Origin of the sequence: Methylobacterium symbioticum (assembly GCF_902141845.1) — a bacterium.
GTDB lineage: Bacteria > Pseudomonadota > Alphaproteobacteria > Rhizobiales > Beijerinckiaceae > Methylobacterium > Methylobacterium symbioticum.
Map to the genome: position 1 here is coordinate 33,422 of NZ_CABFPH010000001.1, position 14,649 is coordinate 48,070.

Genomic DNA, 14,649 nt, shown 5'->3' on the forward strand with positions numbered 1-14,649 from the left:
CTGTGCCGGATTAACCGGGCTTGCAAGCCGGTCTAGCGGCTTTGCGACAGCGCCTCAACGGCGGACGCGCCCAGGGCGGATCCGGTTCGGTGACAAAATCCTGTCGATGGGCAAAAAGCCACGTCTCGGCACAGCGTGCGCAAGTACGCGCCGCGCGGGCGAACCTGCGCAGTGTTGGATTTAGTGTCGATCAGGCAAAGTCGTGCCGTATCGACGCCGGCAGAAGCGCCGACGTCGATACGGATTGCGCGACGATCAGCTCTGCGGCTGCGTGCGGCGCGGCCGTACGGTCCAGCGCTCGAAGGCGGCGGCCGGATCCTCGGAACCGGTTGCCGGCTCCTGCGGCTGCTGGATCGCAGCGCCGAGCGCTTGCGACAGGCTCTCGATCACATCGTCGATGCGCGCGTCGGTGGATGGCTTGTCAGTCGCGGGCGGTGTCGGCGGCGGGGCTTCCGGTGCCTCTGCCTGAAGCGCTTCGGGGGCCGGCTCACGCGGAGCCTCGGGCGCGGCGGCAACAGCGGCCGCGCCGACACCGCCCGCACCGCCCGCGATGCGGCGGAGCGTGTTCACCACGCCGTCGTCGCCCTCGGGCCGGCCCTCCGGCGCGCGCGGCGGGGCGCTGGCGCCACCGTATCGGCCGAAGCCGAAACGTGGCTCGATCAGATCGAGCACGGCGTCGAGGGCCGCGTTGCTGAGGCTAGTCTCGCCGGCCTGGGGGGCGCCCTGAAGGGCGACGGACTGCCGCTCATAGGCCGAATCCGCCGTCACCTCCTGCCCGAACCAGGGCGGAGCCGAGAAGGCGTTGGCATCGCTCTCGCTGTCGAATGCGACGCTGATTAGGTCGAGGCTGCCGGGGCTGACATAGCGGTCTATCAGAACCTCGCGGCCTGCGACCGTCAGGGTCGTGCGGTCATAGGCTGCCTTACCAGGGCAGACGTCGAGGAGAGCGTCACCGTGAGCCCGCGGCACCTCGGTGCGCTCCTCTGACAAACCGCCATCGGCGGCTTTAGCCACCAGCACGAGATGGCATTGCTGGCCATCGACGCGCACGAAGGAAGTCCGCCCGCCCTGGGGCGCGAAGTAACCCTCGGTGATGCGCGCGCCGCCGCGCTCCTTGCGGATCAGGCGCACCAGCGAGGGCGCCACGAGGAATCGCCGGACAACGCTCATACACTCTCCTCCCATCAGGGGCCTTCCAGCGGTCCGACGACCGGAGGATGGACGCTTCGGGCCACTCGGGGTCTCCGACCGGCGATCTCGCGCACGAACTGGCAGGAGACCCGATCTCGAGATGGGTACCTGAACGGCGCTCAACCACTGGTCGATAGATCCGCAGCAGCCTCTCGTCCTTCAGGGACTACGCGGAAAGGCAGCGAAATCAAGACCGTGCCTGGCCGGAACCCACGATGGAGGTGCCTCGTCCCCACGGAACGCGGTGTTTTCAGGCAGCAGGCTCGAAGATCATCGCGGCGCCGTTCATGCAGTAGCGCAGGCCGGTCGGAGCCGGGCCATCGTCGAAGACATGGCCGAGATGGCCCTTGCAGCGAGCGCAATGCACTTCGGTGCGCACCATCCAGTGGCTGCGATCGGTCTCGGTCTCCACCGCGCCCGCCAGGGGCTCAAAGAAGCTCGGCCACCCCGTGCCCGATTCGTACTTGGTGCCGGAGGCGAAGAGCGGGGTGCCGCAGCCGGCGCATGCGAAGGTGCCCGGTCGCTTCTCGGCCAGCAGGCAGCTCGTGCCGGCGCGCTCGGTGCCGTGCTCCCGCAGGACCCGATACTGCTCGGGCGTGAGTGCCTCGCGCCACTCGGCCTCGGTGCGCGTCTCGGCCTCAGCGTCACGCGTGCTCATTCGTCGTCCTCCATGCGGGGCTCAACACCCAATATGGGGAGGGGACGCCGCCCGGTCAGCCGGTCACGCTGCCGCGCCCAAGGTATCGGCCATGCGGGCTTGGCGCAGGCCCATCGGCAGCGGCGGCCCCGTCGTCGTGTCGGTCGCGGTCTGATGCTCGATCTCGGCGTTGATCTCCCCGCCGAGCAGCACGATCGTGGACGAGATCCAGATCCATGTCATGAAGCCGATCACGGCGCCGAGCGAGCCATACGTCTCGTTGTAATTGCCGAAATTGGCGACGTACCACGAGAAGAGGAGCGAAGCCGCGAGCCAGAGCAGACAGGCGACGATGCTGCCGACACCGACCCAGCGCCAGCGCGCCTGCTCGCGGCTCGGGCCGTATCGGTAGAGCAGCGACAGGCCGGCGAGGAGCACAACGAGGAGCGCCGGCCAGCGCAAGGCCGCGATCAGCCAAGCGGAGTCGCTGATCCCGACAAAGCTGAACACCACCGGCAGGATCACGATCGAGGTCAGCGCCAGAATGGTGAAGACGAGGGCGCCCGCGGTGAAAGTGAGCGAGCGCAAATTCAACATGACGAAGCTTCTCTTCTCCTCCTCTTCGTAGACCACATTGAGGGCGTCGAACATCGCCTTCATGGCCGCATTGGCGCTCCACAGGGAAAGCAGAAGGCTCGTGAAGAAGGTCAGGCCCAGCGTGCCGCCGCCCTTGGCTGCGATGCGCTTGACCTGATCGCCGACGATCTCGATTGCCCCGGAGGGCAGCACGCCCTGCATAGCGGCAAGGTGGTCGTTGATGACGTTCACGTCCGCGAACAGGCCGTAGCAGGTGACCAGCGCGGCGACCGCGGGGAACAGGGAGAGCAGCGTGTAGAAGGTGACACCCGCCGCCACAGAGAGCACACGGTCCTTGTTAAATTCGAGATAGACGCGGTACGCGATGTCCTTCCAGCCTCGGTGCGGGATCTCCTCCGGACTCCCTGCCAAGCGCCCGCGCTCGGGCTGGGTGGCGGCGACCCGGCGGGCCGCGCGCCCGGCATAGGACACGGCTCCGGATCCGTTCCGCTCCGGCGGCGCGTCCTCTTCCGTCGTCTCGGACCGGCGCGGCGCCGCCGCGAGGGCGACGAGAGCGATGCCGAGGAGAAAGGTCCAGAGGAGCGAGGCGGTCTCAGGCGACGGCGTCGGGCGCGCGGATCTGGGCGAGGTCATCGGGTCGAGGGCACCGGCACGCGGGAGTCCGCGCACACGGCCAAACGCCAGCGCGGCCGTCGCGTTCCGCGCCGGCCGTCAGCACGCCGCGCTCGGGAAGGATCAGCTTCTGTAAAGCCCCGTATGCGCATCGCGCAGGAGGTTCTTCTGGACCTTGCCCATCGCATTGCGCGGCAATTCGGCAGCGAAGAGCACCCGTTTCGGGCATTTGAACTTGGCGAGTCGGCCTTCGAGATGCGCGAGCACCGCCGCCTCGTCCGGCGCCCCCTCGCCCGGCACGACCACCGCCGTCACACCCTCGCCGAAATCGGCGTGCGGCAGGCCGATCACCGCCGATTCGACGACGCCCGGCATGGCGTCGATCTCGGTCTCGACCTCCTTGGGATAGACGTTGAAACCGCCGGTGATGATGAGGTCCTTGCCACGGCCGACGATATGGACGTAGCCGCGGGGATCGACCTTGCCGAGATCGCCGGTGATGAAGAACCCGTCCGCCTTGAACTCGGCCGCCGTCTTCTCCGGCATGCGCCAGTAGCCCTTGAACACGTTGGGCCCGCGGACTTCGATCATGCCCACCTCGTCATCGGGCAGCACCGTCCCGCTCTCGGGATCGACCACGCGCAGCGCCACGCCCGGAAGCGGCATGCCGACCGTACCCGCCACCCGGTCCCCCTCGTAGGGGTTGGAGGTGCTCATATTGGTCTCTGTCATGCCGTAGCGCTCGAGGATGGCGTGCCCGGTGCGGGCCTGCCATTCCCGATGGGTCTCGGCGAGCAGCGGGGCGGAGCCCGACACGAAGAGGCGCATCCCGGCGACCGCCTCGCGGCCGAGACCGGGCTCCTTGAGAAGGCGCGTGTAGAAGGTCGGCACGCCCATCATCGCGGTCGCCCGCGGCATCAGGGACAGGATCAGCTTCGCGTCCAGCCGGGGCAGGAACAGCATGGAGCCGCCGGAGGCGAGGACCGTGTTGGTCGCCACGAACAGACCATGCGTGTGGAACACCGGCAGAGCGTGGATCAGCACGTCGTCGGGCGTGAAGCGCCAAGCCTCCGCCAGGGTACGGGCGTTCGAAGCGAGGTTGTCGTGGCTGAGCATGGCGCCCTTGGAGCGCCCGGTCGTGCCCGAGGTGTAGAGGATCGCGGCGAGATCCTCGGGGCCGCGCTCCACGTCCGTGAAGGCTTCGGTCTCGCGGTCGGCGGCCTCGCTGGCGCTGCCGCGGCCCGCGGCGTCGAGCGTCAGGACATGCGGGACCGCCTGGGTGACGGCGGCCAGCGCCTCCCGCCGGGCCGGATCGCAGACGAAGACCACCGGCTCGGCATCGCCCAGGAAATAGCCGATCTCGGCGGGCGTGTAGGCGGTGTTGAGGGGCAGGAAGACCGCACCGGCCCGGACGGCGCCGAGATAGAGGAACAGGATCTCGGCGCTCTTCTCGACCTGCGCGGCGACGCGGTCGCCGGGCTTCACGCCGAGGGCGACGAGCGCGCCGGCATAGGCGCCGGAGCGCACCAGCAGATCGCCGTAGCTGTAGCGGTGCCCGTCCGCCGTCTCGATGAAGGTCTTGTTCGGATCGGCGGGGAGGCGTTCCCGCACCAGCGCGAAGAGGTGGTTCGTCATGGAACGATCCCCTAGAACATGATGCGGGCGAGTGGAATCCGGATTTCCGACCGCGCCGCGTCGTCCAAGGGGATCGCGCCGCCTACTTCGCCTCGGTGCCGGGCTGCCGGCCGGGAAGGTCGCCGGGCTTGATCACCGGCATGGACCCGGTGCTCGAATCCGGCGGCTTCACGACCATGCCCTCGGCGGCGTTGCCGGGCGGCTTGATGACGCCGTCATTCTTCTTGAGCGTATCGCTCAGGTTCGAATCCTTCGGCGGCGCATCCGCCTCGGGCCGAACCCGGTCCGGCGGCGTCTGGCTCTGCGGCGGCAGCGCGGGGTCGCTGTCGCGGTTCTTCAGGGGCGCGTCGGGGTTCTGGGCGAGAGCCGTCGCCGCGACCAAGCCGATGGCGGCTGCGGCGAGCCCGGTGAGAATCCTCTGCATCTCTGGCCTCCCTCACGGGTTGCGGGGTGCAGCATTCTCTTCACGCGAACTCGGCATCCACGTCCCTCGAAAATGCTTCGCGCGTCAGCGCGTCGAGCGAGGGGAACGAGGGGAGGTGGAATCCGTTCCTGCACGCCTCAGCTTGCGCGGGCCATCTCCACATAAAGCTCGCGCAGGCGGCGGGTGAGCGGGCCGGGCCGTCCCTCGCCGATCGGCCGCCCGTCGATCTCGACCACCGGCATCACGAAGGCGGAGGCGCTGGTGTAGAACGCTTCCTGCGCCGCATGAGCCTCCGCGACGGAGAACAGACGCTCCTCGACGCGCAGATCCGCTTCCGCCGCGAGCCTCAGCACGGCGGCCCGGGTGATGCCGGGCAGGAGCGCCGTGGAGAGCGGGCGGGTGACGAGCGTCTGCTCCTGCGTGACGATGAAGGCGGTGGAGGACGACCCCTCGGTGACGGCGCCATCCTCGACCATCCAGGCCTCAGCGACGCCGGCCTGGGCCGCCGCCTGCTTGGCGAGCACCTGGGCCAGCAGCGCCACCGACTTGATGTCGCGCCGCTTCCAGCGGATGTCCTCGACGGTGACGACCCTGGCTCCGGTCTCGACGAGCGGGTTCGCCGAGACCTTCTTGGCTTGGGTGAACATCACCACGGTCGGGGCGACATCGGCCGGCGGAAAGGCGAAGTCGCGCTCGTACACGCCGCGGGTCACCTGCATGTAGACCAGCCCCTCGCTCAGCCCGTTGCGGGCGACGAGATCCGTCTCCAGGCGCTCCCATTCCGCAAGGCTGTGGGGGTTGCGGATGCCGATCTCGCCGAGCGAGCGGTCGAGCCGGGCGAGATGGGCGGCGTTGTCGACGAGCTTGCCGTCGAGCACGGCGGAGACCTCGTAGATCCCGTCCGCGAACAGGAAGCCGCGATCCATCACCGGGATCTTCGCCTCGGCGAAGGGCATGAACTCGCCGTTGAGGTAGACGATGCGGTCGGTCACGGCGCGCGGGCCTTTCGTTGCGGTTCGGTCGAGGGGCGAAGCAGGTTTCGTGCAGGCTCGGTCAGACTGCGCCGAACACCCGCTCGAAAATCGTGTCCACGTGCTTGAGGTGGTAGCCGAGGTCGAAGCACTCCTCGATCTGCTCCGGCTTCAGCGCCGCCGTCACCTCCGGATCGGCTTTGAGCAGGGTGAGGAAGTCGCCCTCGCCGCGCCAGACCGGCATGGCGTTGCGCTGGACGAGGCGGTAGGCGTCCTCACGGGAGACGCCGGCCTGGGTCAGCGCCAGCAGGACGCGCTGCGAGTGAACGAGGCCACCGAGCCGATCGAGGTTCTTCTGCATGTTGGCCGGGTAGACCAGCAGCTTGTCGATCACCCCGGTCATGCGGGCCAGGGCGAAATCGAGGGTCACGGTGGCGTCCGGGCCGATCATGCGCTCCACCGAGGAGTGCGAGATGTCCCGCTCGTGCCAGAGCGCCACGTTCTCCATGGCCGGGGTCACGTAGCCGCGCACCATGCGGGCGAGGCCGGTGATGTTCTCGGTCAGCACCGGGTTGCGCTTGTGCGGCATTGCCGACGAGCCCTTCTGCCCTTCCGAGAAGAACTCCTCCGCCTCCAGCACCTCCGTGCGCTGCAGGTGGCGCACCTCGATGGCGAGGCGCTCCAGGGACGAGGCGACGACGCCGAGCGTCGCGAAGAACATGGCGTGCCGGTCGCGCGGGATGACCTGCGTCGAGACCGGCTCCGGCTTCAGGCCCATCTGCGCGGCGACGTAGTCCTCGACGCGCGGATCGATGTTGGCGAAGGTGCCGACCGCGCCGGAGATCGCGCAGGTCGCGACCTCCTCGCGTGCCGCGACCAGGCGGGCGCGGTTGCGCGCGAACTCGGCATAGGCCTGGGCGAGCTTGAGTCCGAAGGTGACCGGCTCGGCGTGGATGCCGTGCGAGCGGCCGATGGTCGGCGTCGCCTTGTGCTCGAAGGCGCGGCGCTTCAGGGCCGCCAGCAGCGCGTCGACATCCTCGATCAGGATGTCGGCGGCGCGCACGAGCTGCACGTTGAGGCAGGTGTCGAGCACGTCCGACGAGGTCATGCCCTGGTGCACGAACCGGGCATCCGGCCCGACGATCTCGGCGAGATGGGTGAGGAAGGCGATCACGTCGTGCTTTGTCACCGCCTCGATCGCGTCGATGCGGGCCACGTCGAAGACCGCGTCACGGCCCTTCTCCCAGACGGTCGCGGCGGCCGATTCCGGCACCACGCCGATCTGGCTGAGCGCGGTCGTCGCGTGCGCCTCGATCTCGAACCAGATCCGGAAGCGCGTCTCCGGCGACCAGATCGCGCTCATCGCGGGACGGCTGTAGCGGGGGATCATCGGGCGCCTCGAATCCAGTGCATACGGGGCCGCGCCCCCCTGGGACGCCGCCTGCACGGGCGCCTAGCATGCAGGGGCGCCCTGCTCAACGCGGGGCCACGCAGGGCTGGGTCGCCAGCGTTGCCGCCCCGCAACAGTCCGATACATTCGGAAATGCCGGCGCGGATCCGGCGGATTAAATCGCGTCCGGGAATTTTGTCTGCATGAACAGCTTAGCTCTACTTCTCAAGTGCTTCTTAGAATAAATTAAAAGTAACGTGTGGTATAGTATTCCAACACCGCCTTGTACCTTTGCGAGCGGAGGATATGGCCTCTCCACGATACCGGTCCGCAGAGGCCGGATCGGAATACCGACGACAACTTAGGATCTTCGGGGCCAGGCCATGAGAGTACGATGTGATCACGCGCTCGCCAGCGCATTGCTGGCGAGCACTGCGCTGGCCGGCTCGGCCCAGTCTCAGGTCCTCGTGCCGGCCGCGAGCGAGGCCGTGACCCTCGGTGAGCTCAGCGTGCAAGGTGCCAGCGGCATCCCCGGCCCCCAGGGCGGCGTGACCGTCGGCTACCTGACCAAACAGACCCGCAGCGCGACCAAGACCAACACGCCACTCATCGACACGCCCCAGTCGGTGACGGTGGTGACCCGCGAGCAGATCACCGATCAGAACTTCCAGAACCTGACCGACCAGCTCCGCTACGTCCCCGGCATCATCCCGGCTCAGGGCGAAGGCAATCGCGACCAGGCGATCATCCGCGGTCAGTCGACCAGCGCCGACTTCTTCGTCAACGGCGTGCGCGACGACGTTCAGTACTATCGCGACCTCTACAACATCGAGCGCGTCGAGGTGCTGAAGGGACCCGATTCGCTGATCTTCGGCCGTGGCGGCGGCGGCGGCGTCATCAACCGCGTGCTGAAGGAGGCCAACGGTCTGCGCGTCCGCGAGGTCACGGCGGGCGGCGGCCAGTTCGGCGACAAGCGCGTCACCGTCGATGTCGGCGACCGCGTCAGCGACAGCGCCTTCTTCCGCCTGAACGGCGTGTTCGAGGATTCGGGCACCTACCGGCAGTTCGGTGAGCTGACCCGCTATGGCGTGAACCCGACCATGACTTTCCTGCTCGGGCCGCAGACGACGCTGAAGCTCTCCTATGAGTACTTCCACGACGACCGCTTCCCGGACCGCGGCATCCCTTCGCAATTCGGCCGCGCCTACAACTATCGCAACAATATCCGGACCTTCTTCGGCAACCCGGATGTGAATTTCACCAAGGTCGACGCCCACATCGCGACCGCGACGCTCGATCATCGGTTCGATTCGGGCGTGGAGCTGCACAGCCAGCTCCGCTTCGCCGACTACGACCGCTATTACCGCAACACGCTGCCCGGCGGCGCCGTCAATGCGGCTGGCACCACCGTCACAATCACCGGATATCGCAACGAGACGGACCGGACGAACTACTTCAGCCAGAACGACTTCACCTACAAATTCCTCACCGGCGACATCAAGCACACCCTGCTCGGCGGGTTCGAGCTCGGCTACCAGGAAGGTCTGGCCTTCCGTCAGAGCGGATTGTTCGGCTTCGGCAACACCCTCGTCTCGAGCGTGACCGTGAACCCGCTGAGCCCGATCACCCGCGTGCCGGTGACCTTCCGCAACAACGGAGGCTCGGATGCCAACGCGCGCTACGATCTCGGCCTCGCCGCGGTCTATGCCCAGGACCAGATCGAACTGAACCCTTACGTGCAGATCGTCGGCGGCCTGCGCTACGACCACTTCGACTTCGCGGCGCGCAACCAGAACACCGGCATCACCTACGGCCGAATCGACGATCTCGTGTCGCCCCGCGCCGGCCTCGTGATCAAGCCGCTGCCGAACCTCGCCTTCTACGGAAGCTACAGCGTCTCCTACCTGCCGAGCTCGGGCGACCAGATCGGCAACTTCACGCCCGGTCTCGTGATCGCGCAGCCGGAGCGGTTCCAGAACCTTGAGGTGGGCGCGAAATACGACGTCAACCCGACCTTCCAACTCACGGCCGCTGCCTACAACCTCGATCGCGAGAACCAGCGTCTGAACGATCCGAACAATCCCGGCTTCTTCATCCTGGCGGGCAAGACCAACACGCAGGGTTTTGAAATCGGCGCGAACGGCTACGTCACCGATTGGTGGCAGATCGCCGGCGGTTACAGCTTCACCGACGCGCGCATCGTCAAGGGCTTCACGTCAGGCTCGACGAATATCGCTCCCGGCAACACCGTCGGCCTCGTGCCGTTCAACGCGGTCTCGCTGTGGAACAAGTTTGCCGTGACGCCGGAATTCTCGATCGGCGTCGGCTACATCTACCAGACGCACACCTTCGCCTCGTCGGACGATTCGGTGCGGCTGCCGGGCTACTCGCGCTTCGACCTGGGATTGTTCTACCAGATCAACGAATGGACCCGGGCGCAGGTGAATATCGAGAACCTGTTCGACCGGCGCTACATCTACACGGCCGACAACAACAACAACCTGACCCCGGGCGCACCGCGCACGATCCGGGCGCAGGTCATCGTCCGGTTCTGACGATCAGAGCCGTTCCCATCGCGTTGCGATCGGGAACGGCCCCCTGTCTTCGCTGTGACGCGCGCTCGTCCGCCGGGCCGGCGACCGCTTCATCGGAGAGCACTTGAGGCAGAGGCGGCCGACGGCCACCTCTCCGCAGGCGTCAGAGCCCGATATAGAGGGCGGCCACCGCCCGGTCGATCGAGAGGTAGAACAGGCCGAAGGCCACCACCGCCGCCGTGGCGAACTCCACCGCGACGCTGCCGAGGGTCTGCGAGCGGCGCAGGACCTCACGGCCGAAGAAGACGGTCAGCCACGCCACCAGCAGCACGGCGGGCATCACGAACAGGAAGGACAGGGTGCTCTCCACCCGGTCGATGCCGGCCGCGGGATCGAGAAGCGGGCGAATGTTGCGCACCCACGGCGCGTAGACCGACGCGTAGAGCGCCGTCATCCACGACAATCCGACCGCCACGCCGAGGTGGAAGGTGAACAGACGGTGCAGGCGCGCGAAGTCGTCGCTGGTGTCGTCGATGGTCATCGGGCCCCCGAGAACAAAGGTTTCCGTCCGCCGATGATCGTCATAGGTCATCGTTAACGGACCGTTGTCCTCGGGATGCCAGCCGATTCGGCGTTTTCTGTGGCCTGTTCCCGGTCGGCCCTGCCCTATTTGCCGTCCGCGATCTCGGGCTCGGGCTTGCCCGCCCGCATCAGGGTGACGAAGCGGTCGAACAGGTAGTGGCTGTCGCGGGGACCGGGCGAGGCCTCCGGGTGGTGCTGCACCGAGAAGGCCGGCCGATCCGTCAGGGTCAGGCCGCAATTCGAGCCGTCGAAGAGCGAGACGTGGGTCTCCACCGCCGTGTCCGGCAGGCTGCCCGGATCGACCGCGAAGCCGTGGTTCATCGACACGATCTCGACCTTGCCGGTGGTCTTGTCCTTCACCGGATGGTTCGCGCCGTGATGGCCCTGCGCCATCTTCACGGTGCGGCCGCCCAAGGCCAGACCCATGAGCTGGTGGCCGAGGCAGATGCCGAAGGTCGGCACCTTCTCGTCCAGGAGCTTGCGGATCACCGGAACGGCGTAGGCGCCGGTCGCGGCCGGATCGCCGGGGCCGTTCGAGAGGAAGACGCCGTCCGGCTTCAGCGCCAGGATCTCCTCGGCGCTGGTGGTGGCGGGCACCACGGTGACGTCGCAGCCCGCCTGGGCGAGCAGGCGCAGGATGTTGCGCTTCACCCCGTAATCGATCGCCACGACCTTGTAGCCGTCGCCGGCCGTGCGCCGGCCGTAGCCGCCCGACACCGCCCAGACGGTCTCGCTCCAGTCGGAGCGCTCGCGGCTCGTCACCGGCGGCACGAGATCGAGCCCTTCCATGGGGGCGAGCGCCGCTGCGCGCGCCTTCAGGGCCTCGCGGTCGAAGCTGCCGCTCGGATCGTTGGCGATCACCGCGTTCTGCATGCCGTTGTCGCGGATGCGGGCGGTGAGCGCCCGGGTGTCGACGCCGGTGATGCCGACGATGCCGCGCGCCTTCAGCCAGCCGTCGAGATGGCTCGACGAGCGCCAGTTCGATGGCTTCGTCACCGCCGATGCGATCACGGCGCCGCGCACGCCGGAGGCCGGTGCCGCGTCGAGGCTCTCGAGGTCCTCGTCGTTGGTGCCGACATTGCCGATATGCGGGAAGGTGAAGGTCACGATCTGCCCGGCATAGGACGGGTCGGTCAGGATCTCCTGATAGCCCGTCATCGCGGTGTTGAAGCAGACCTCGCCGTCGGCAACCCCGGTCTGGCCGATGCCGAAGCCTTCGAGCACCGTGCCATCGGCGAGCACGAGCAGAGCGGTGGCGACCGGCTCGCTCCAGGGCTCGGGCGCGGTTCGGGGTTGCGCGGGGGCGCCCTCGTCTTGCAGCATCGGCGTGATCTCGCTTATGTCCGGGCCGGACCCGGCGCCCGATGACAGGCGCGACGGGCGGCGTGGCTCGTGCGGGCGCTCTTAGCGAGCGGTCCGCATCGGGGTCAATGTGGCGTGCCCGCCCTCCCCGCTCAACACCCGCTTCGTGCAGAGCCGGCACCCGTTTTCGCTGGGACAGGAGAGAGTTCGATGCTGCGCGCGCGCTTCACCGCCGAGATGAAGGAGGCCATGAAGGCCGGCGAGAAGGACCGGCTCGCCACCATCCGCATGATCCAGGCGGCGCTCAAGGACCGCGACATCGAGGCCCGCGGCCTCGGCAAGGAGGCGATCTCCGACGACGAGATCCTGGCGCTCCTGCAGAAGATGGTGAAGCAGCGCACCGAATCGGCCGGCGTCTACGAGCAGGGCGGCCGTCCGGAACTCGCGGCCAACGAGCGCGCCGAGATCGCGGTGATCCAGACCTTCCTGCCGCAGGCGATGGACGCGGCCGAGACGAAGGCCGCGGTCGAGGCCGCCATCGCCGAGACCGGGGCGGCCGGCCCGAAGGACATGGGCAAGGTGATCGGCGTCCTGAAGGGGAAGTATGCCGGCCGCATGGATTTCGGACAGGTCAGCGGCCTGGTGAAGGACGCCCTCGCCGCGAAGGGCTGACCGCCCCAGGAGCCGCCGCGCCGAGTTCTGCCCGCTTTCCCCTGCAACCACGGCGGGGGAGAACCGGTCGCGGGACTCCGCCGGCCGGCCTGCGGTATAGATGACGGTCCGGCATCCGGCTCAGCAGACCCCCGTCCGTGCGCTACCCGCCCCACATCCTCGAAGAGATCCGCAGCCGCCTGCCGGCCTCCGAGGTGGTCGGGCGGCGCGTGAAGCTGAAGAAGGCCGGCCGCGAATGGCGCGGCCTGTCGCCGTTCAACGCCGAGAAGACACCCTCCTTCTACGTGAACGACCAGAAGCAGTTCTACCACTGCTTCTCATCGGGCAAGCACGGCGACGTGTTCAGGTTCCTGATGGAGACGGAGGGCTTGAGCTTCCCCGAGGCCGTCGAGCGGCTGGCGGGCGAGGCGGGCGTGGTCCTGCCGGCCCCGTCCGCCGACACCATGGCCCTCGAATCGAAGCGGCGGGGCGCCGTCGAGGTGATGGAGATGGCGGCCCTCTGGTTCGAGGAGCGGCTCCGGTCGAGCGTCGGCGCCAATGCCCGCGCCTATCTCGATCGGCGCGGTTTGATGGGCGAGACGGTCGCGCGCTTCCGCATCGGCTACGCGCCGGCCGAGCGCTTCGGCCTGCGCGACCACCTGGCGGGCAAGGATGTCGACAGGGATCTGATGGCCGAGCTCGGCCTTCTGGTCACGGGCGAGGATATCGCCGTCCCCTACGATCGCTTCCGCGACCGAATCATGTTCCCGATCTGCGATGCGCGCGGCCGGGTCATCGCCTTCGGCGGCCGGGCGATGCAGGCGGATGCCAAGGCCAAGTACCTGAACTCGCCCGAGACCCCGCTCTTCCACAAGGGGCAGGGCCTGTACAACCTGCACCAGGCCCGGAAGCCCGCGCATGATCGCGGCACGATCATCACCGTCGAGGGCTATGTCGACGCCATCGCGATGACGCTCGCGGGGCATCCGAACACCGTGGCCCAGCTCGGCACCGCGCTGACCGAGGAGCAGATCACCCTGCTCTGGCGGCATGCCGACGAACCGATCCTCTGCTTCGACGGCGACGGAGCCGGCCAGCGCGCCGCCCACCGCACCCTCGACGTGGCCCTGCCGATGCTGTCGCCCGGCAAGTCGCTGCGCTTCGCCGTGCTGCCCGAGGGCCAGGACCCGGACGATCTGCTCCGCTCGGAAGGGTCGGCGGCGATCGACCGCGTGCTCGCCGCCGCCAAGCCGCTGGTCGAGGTGTTCTGGACCCGGGCCCTCGAATCGGGGCCGGCCGACACGCCGGAGCGGCGGGCACGGCTCGCGTCCACCCTGCGCGAGACGGTGAATGGCATCCGCGACGAGACGGTGCGCCGCTACTACCGCGACGAGATCGAGGAGCGCCTGCGCGGCCTCTCCCCCCGGGCCGGCGGGCGCGGCAGCCAAGCTGCGGGCGCGCCCCGGCCCGGCGGGTTCCAGCGCCGGGGCCGCTTCGCCGAGGCGGCCCCCTCCCCGCGCCTGCGCTCGACTCCGAGCGCCTCGGTGACGGCGTCGGCGGGCTTCGCGGGGGCGGCGCCGGTGCGCGAGGCCGTGATCGCGGCCCTGCTCCTCGTGCATCCGCAGATGATCGGCACCTTTGCCGACGAATTGATGATCCTCGAATTCGAGCATCCCGACGCGCGTGCCGTCCTCTCCCTCCTGCTCGACTGCGCAGCGGAGACTGGCGACCCGGATCGGGCAGTGGTAGAGGCGCGCTTGGGCCGATCGGGCCTCGCTGAGTCGGCCGAACGCCTTGTCGCGATGGCGCGGGCCCGGGACCGCAAGACGCTGGAGCCGCATGCGGATCCTGCGCTCTGCGAAGACGCGCTCCGGCAAGCCATGATCTTGCACCGCAAGGCAGGCGCGCTACATAGCGAACTCCGTCAGGCAGAGCGGGCCTTCGCTGAAGAGCCGACCGAGGCGAACTGGTCCTGGCTCTGTCAGGCCAAGGAGGGGCTGGCGATCGTCATAGCAGCGGAGGCGGAGGCTGACCTGCCGGACACGACCGACTCGACTGTGCCCTGATGCTCGTGCAAAGGCACGAGCGCGCCGCATTCGTGCGGCATGGTTAACAATCGGTCA

General features: G+C 68.2%; 12 protein-coding genes. 3 read left to right on the forward strand and 9 right to left on the reverse strand.

Going from position 1 to position 14,649, the window contains the following annotated elements; genetic code table 11:
* Window positions 1-255: 255 nt before the first annotated feature.
* The 7 genes from MET9862_RS00165 to purB form a co-directional block, all read right to left on the reverse strand.
* The gene (locus MET9862_RS00165; protein ID WP_142581086.1) at window positions 256-1,170 is read right to left on the reverse strand and encodes a hypothetical protein; all 915 of its coding nucleotides are present in this window, start codon (window positions 1,168-1,170) and stop codon (window positions 256-258) included.
* 271 nt (window positions 1,171-1,441) lie between these two features.
* Complete coding sequence (msrB, locus tag MET9862_RS00170) at window positions 1,442-1,849, reverse strand: peptide-methionine (R)-S-oxide reductase MsrB (RefSeq protein WP_142581087.1); 408 nt, start codon at window positions 1,847-1,849, stop codon at window positions 1,442-1,444.
* Window positions 1,850-1,912: 63 nt separating this feature from the next.
* On the reverse strand, window positions 1,913-3,058 hold the full coding sequence (locus tag MET9862_RS00175; RefSeq protein ID WP_142581088.1) for a YihY/virulence factor BrkB family protein: 1,146 nt from the start codon (window positions 3,056-3,058) through the stop codon (window positions 1,913-1,915).
* 102 nt (window positions 3,059-3,160) lie between these two features.
* Entirely contained in the window at window positions 3,161-4,672 is a 1,512-nt protein-coding gene (locus MET9862_RS00180) for a malonate--CoA ligase (protein ID WP_142581089.1), read from the reverse strand.
* Between the two features lie 82 nt (window positions 4,673-4,754).
* The gene (locus tag MET9862_RS00185) at window positions 4,755-5,096 is read right to left on the reverse strand and encodes a hypothetical protein (protein WP_142581090.1); all 342 of its coding nucleotides are present in this window, start codon (window positions 5,094-5,096) and stop codon (window positions 4,755-4,757) included.
* Between the two features lie 137 nt (window positions 5,097-5,233).
* The gene (locus tag MET9862_RS00190; RefSeq protein WP_280178942.1) at window positions 5,234-6,088 is read right to left on the reverse strand and encodes a D-amino-acid transaminase; all 855 of its coding nucleotides are present in this window, start codon (window positions 6,086-6,088) and stop codon (window positions 5,234-5,236) included.
* A 61-nt stretch (window positions 6,089-6,149) separates the two neighbouring features.
* Window positions 6,150-7,457 (reverse strand): adenylosuccinate lyase, encoded by a 1,308-nt coding sequence (purB, locus tag MET9862_RS00195; protein ID WP_142581091.1) that lies wholly within the window; start codon window positions 7,455-7,457, stop codon window positions 6,150-6,152.
* Between the two features lie 383 nt (window positions 7,458-7,840).
* Here purB and MET9862_RS00200 point away from each other — a divergent pair, with 383 nt between their 5' ends.
* Window positions 7,841-10,012, forward strand: a complete 2,172-nt coding sequence (locus MET9862_RS00200) for a TonB-dependent receptor (protein WP_142581092.1) — start codon at window positions 7,841-7,843, stop codon at window positions 10,010-10,012.
* 142 nt (window positions 10,013-10,154) lie between these two features.
* Here MET9862_RS00200 and MET9862_RS00205 read toward each other — a convergent pair whose 3' ends face one another.
* A complete protein-coding gene (locus MET9862_RS00205) occupies window positions 10,155-10,532 on the reverse strand; it encodes a hypothetical protein (protein WP_142581093.1) in 378 nt (125 codons plus the stop codon).
* 125 nt (window positions 10,533-10,657) lie between these two features.
* Window positions 10,658-11,896, reverse strand: coding sequence for a glutamine-hydrolyzing carbamoyl-phosphate synthase small subunit (gene carA, locus MET9862_RS00210; RefSeq protein WP_142581094.1), 1,239 nt, complete (start codon window positions 11,894-11,896; stop codon window positions 10,658-10,660).
* 189 nt (window positions 11,897-12,085) lie between these two features.
* On the opposite strand from carA, the gene MET9862_RS00215 reads away from it, so the two are divergent.
* Window positions 12,086-12,547, forward strand: coding sequence for a GatB/YqeY domain-containing protein (locus MET9862_RS00215; RefSeq protein ID WP_142581095.1), 462 nt, complete (start codon window positions 12,086-12,088; stop codon window positions 12,545-12,547).
* Window positions 12,548-12,684: 137 nt separating this feature from the next.
* Complete coding sequence (dnaG, locus tag MET9862_RS00220) at window positions 12,685-14,592, forward strand: DNA primase (protein WP_142581096.1); 1,908 nt, start codon at window positions 12,685-12,687, stop codon at window positions 14,590-14,592.
* Window positions 14,593-14,649 lie beyond the last annotated feature (57 nt).

Coding starts and splice junctions, on each gene's coding strand:
- MET9862_RS00175 (WP_142581088.1), bottom strand. CDS start 3,058: ATGACCTCGCCCAGATCCGCGCGCCCGACGCCGTCGCCTGAGACCGCC.
- MET9862_RS00165 (WP_142581086.1), bottom strand. CDS start 1,170: ATGAGCGTTGTCCGGCGATTCCTCGTGGCGCCCTCGCTGGTGCGCCTG.
- MET9862_RS00185 (WP_142581090.1), bottom strand. CDS start 5,096: ATGCAGAGGATTCTCACCGGGCTCGCCGCAGCCGCCATCGGCTTGGTC.
- MET9862_RS00215 (WP_142581095.1), top strand. CDS start 12,086: ATGCTGCGCGCGCGCTTCACCGCCGAGATGAAGGAGGCCATGAAGGCC.
- msrB (WP_142581087.1), bottom strand. CDS start 1,849: ATGAGCACGCGTGACGCTGAGGCCGAGACGCGCACCGAGGCCGAGTGG.
- purB (WP_142581091.1), bottom strand. CDS start 7,457: ATGATCCCCCGCTACAGCCGTCCCGCGATGAGCGCGATCTGGTCGCCG.
- MET9862_RS00180 (WP_142581089.1), bottom strand. CDS start 4,672: ATGACGAACCACCTCTTCGCGCTGGTGCGGGAACGCCTCCCCGCCGAT.
- MET9862_RS00200 (WP_142581092.1), top strand. CDS start 7,841: ATGAGAGTACGATGTGATCACGCGCTCGCCAGCGCATTGCTGGCGAGC.
- MET9862_RS00205 (WP_142581093.1), bottom strand. CDS start 10,532: ATGACCATCGACGACACCAGCGACGACTTCGCGCGCCTGCACCGTCTG.
- carA (WP_142581094.1), bottom strand. CDS start 11,896: ATGCTGCAAGACGAGGGCGCCCCCGCGCAACCCCGAACCGCGCCCGAG.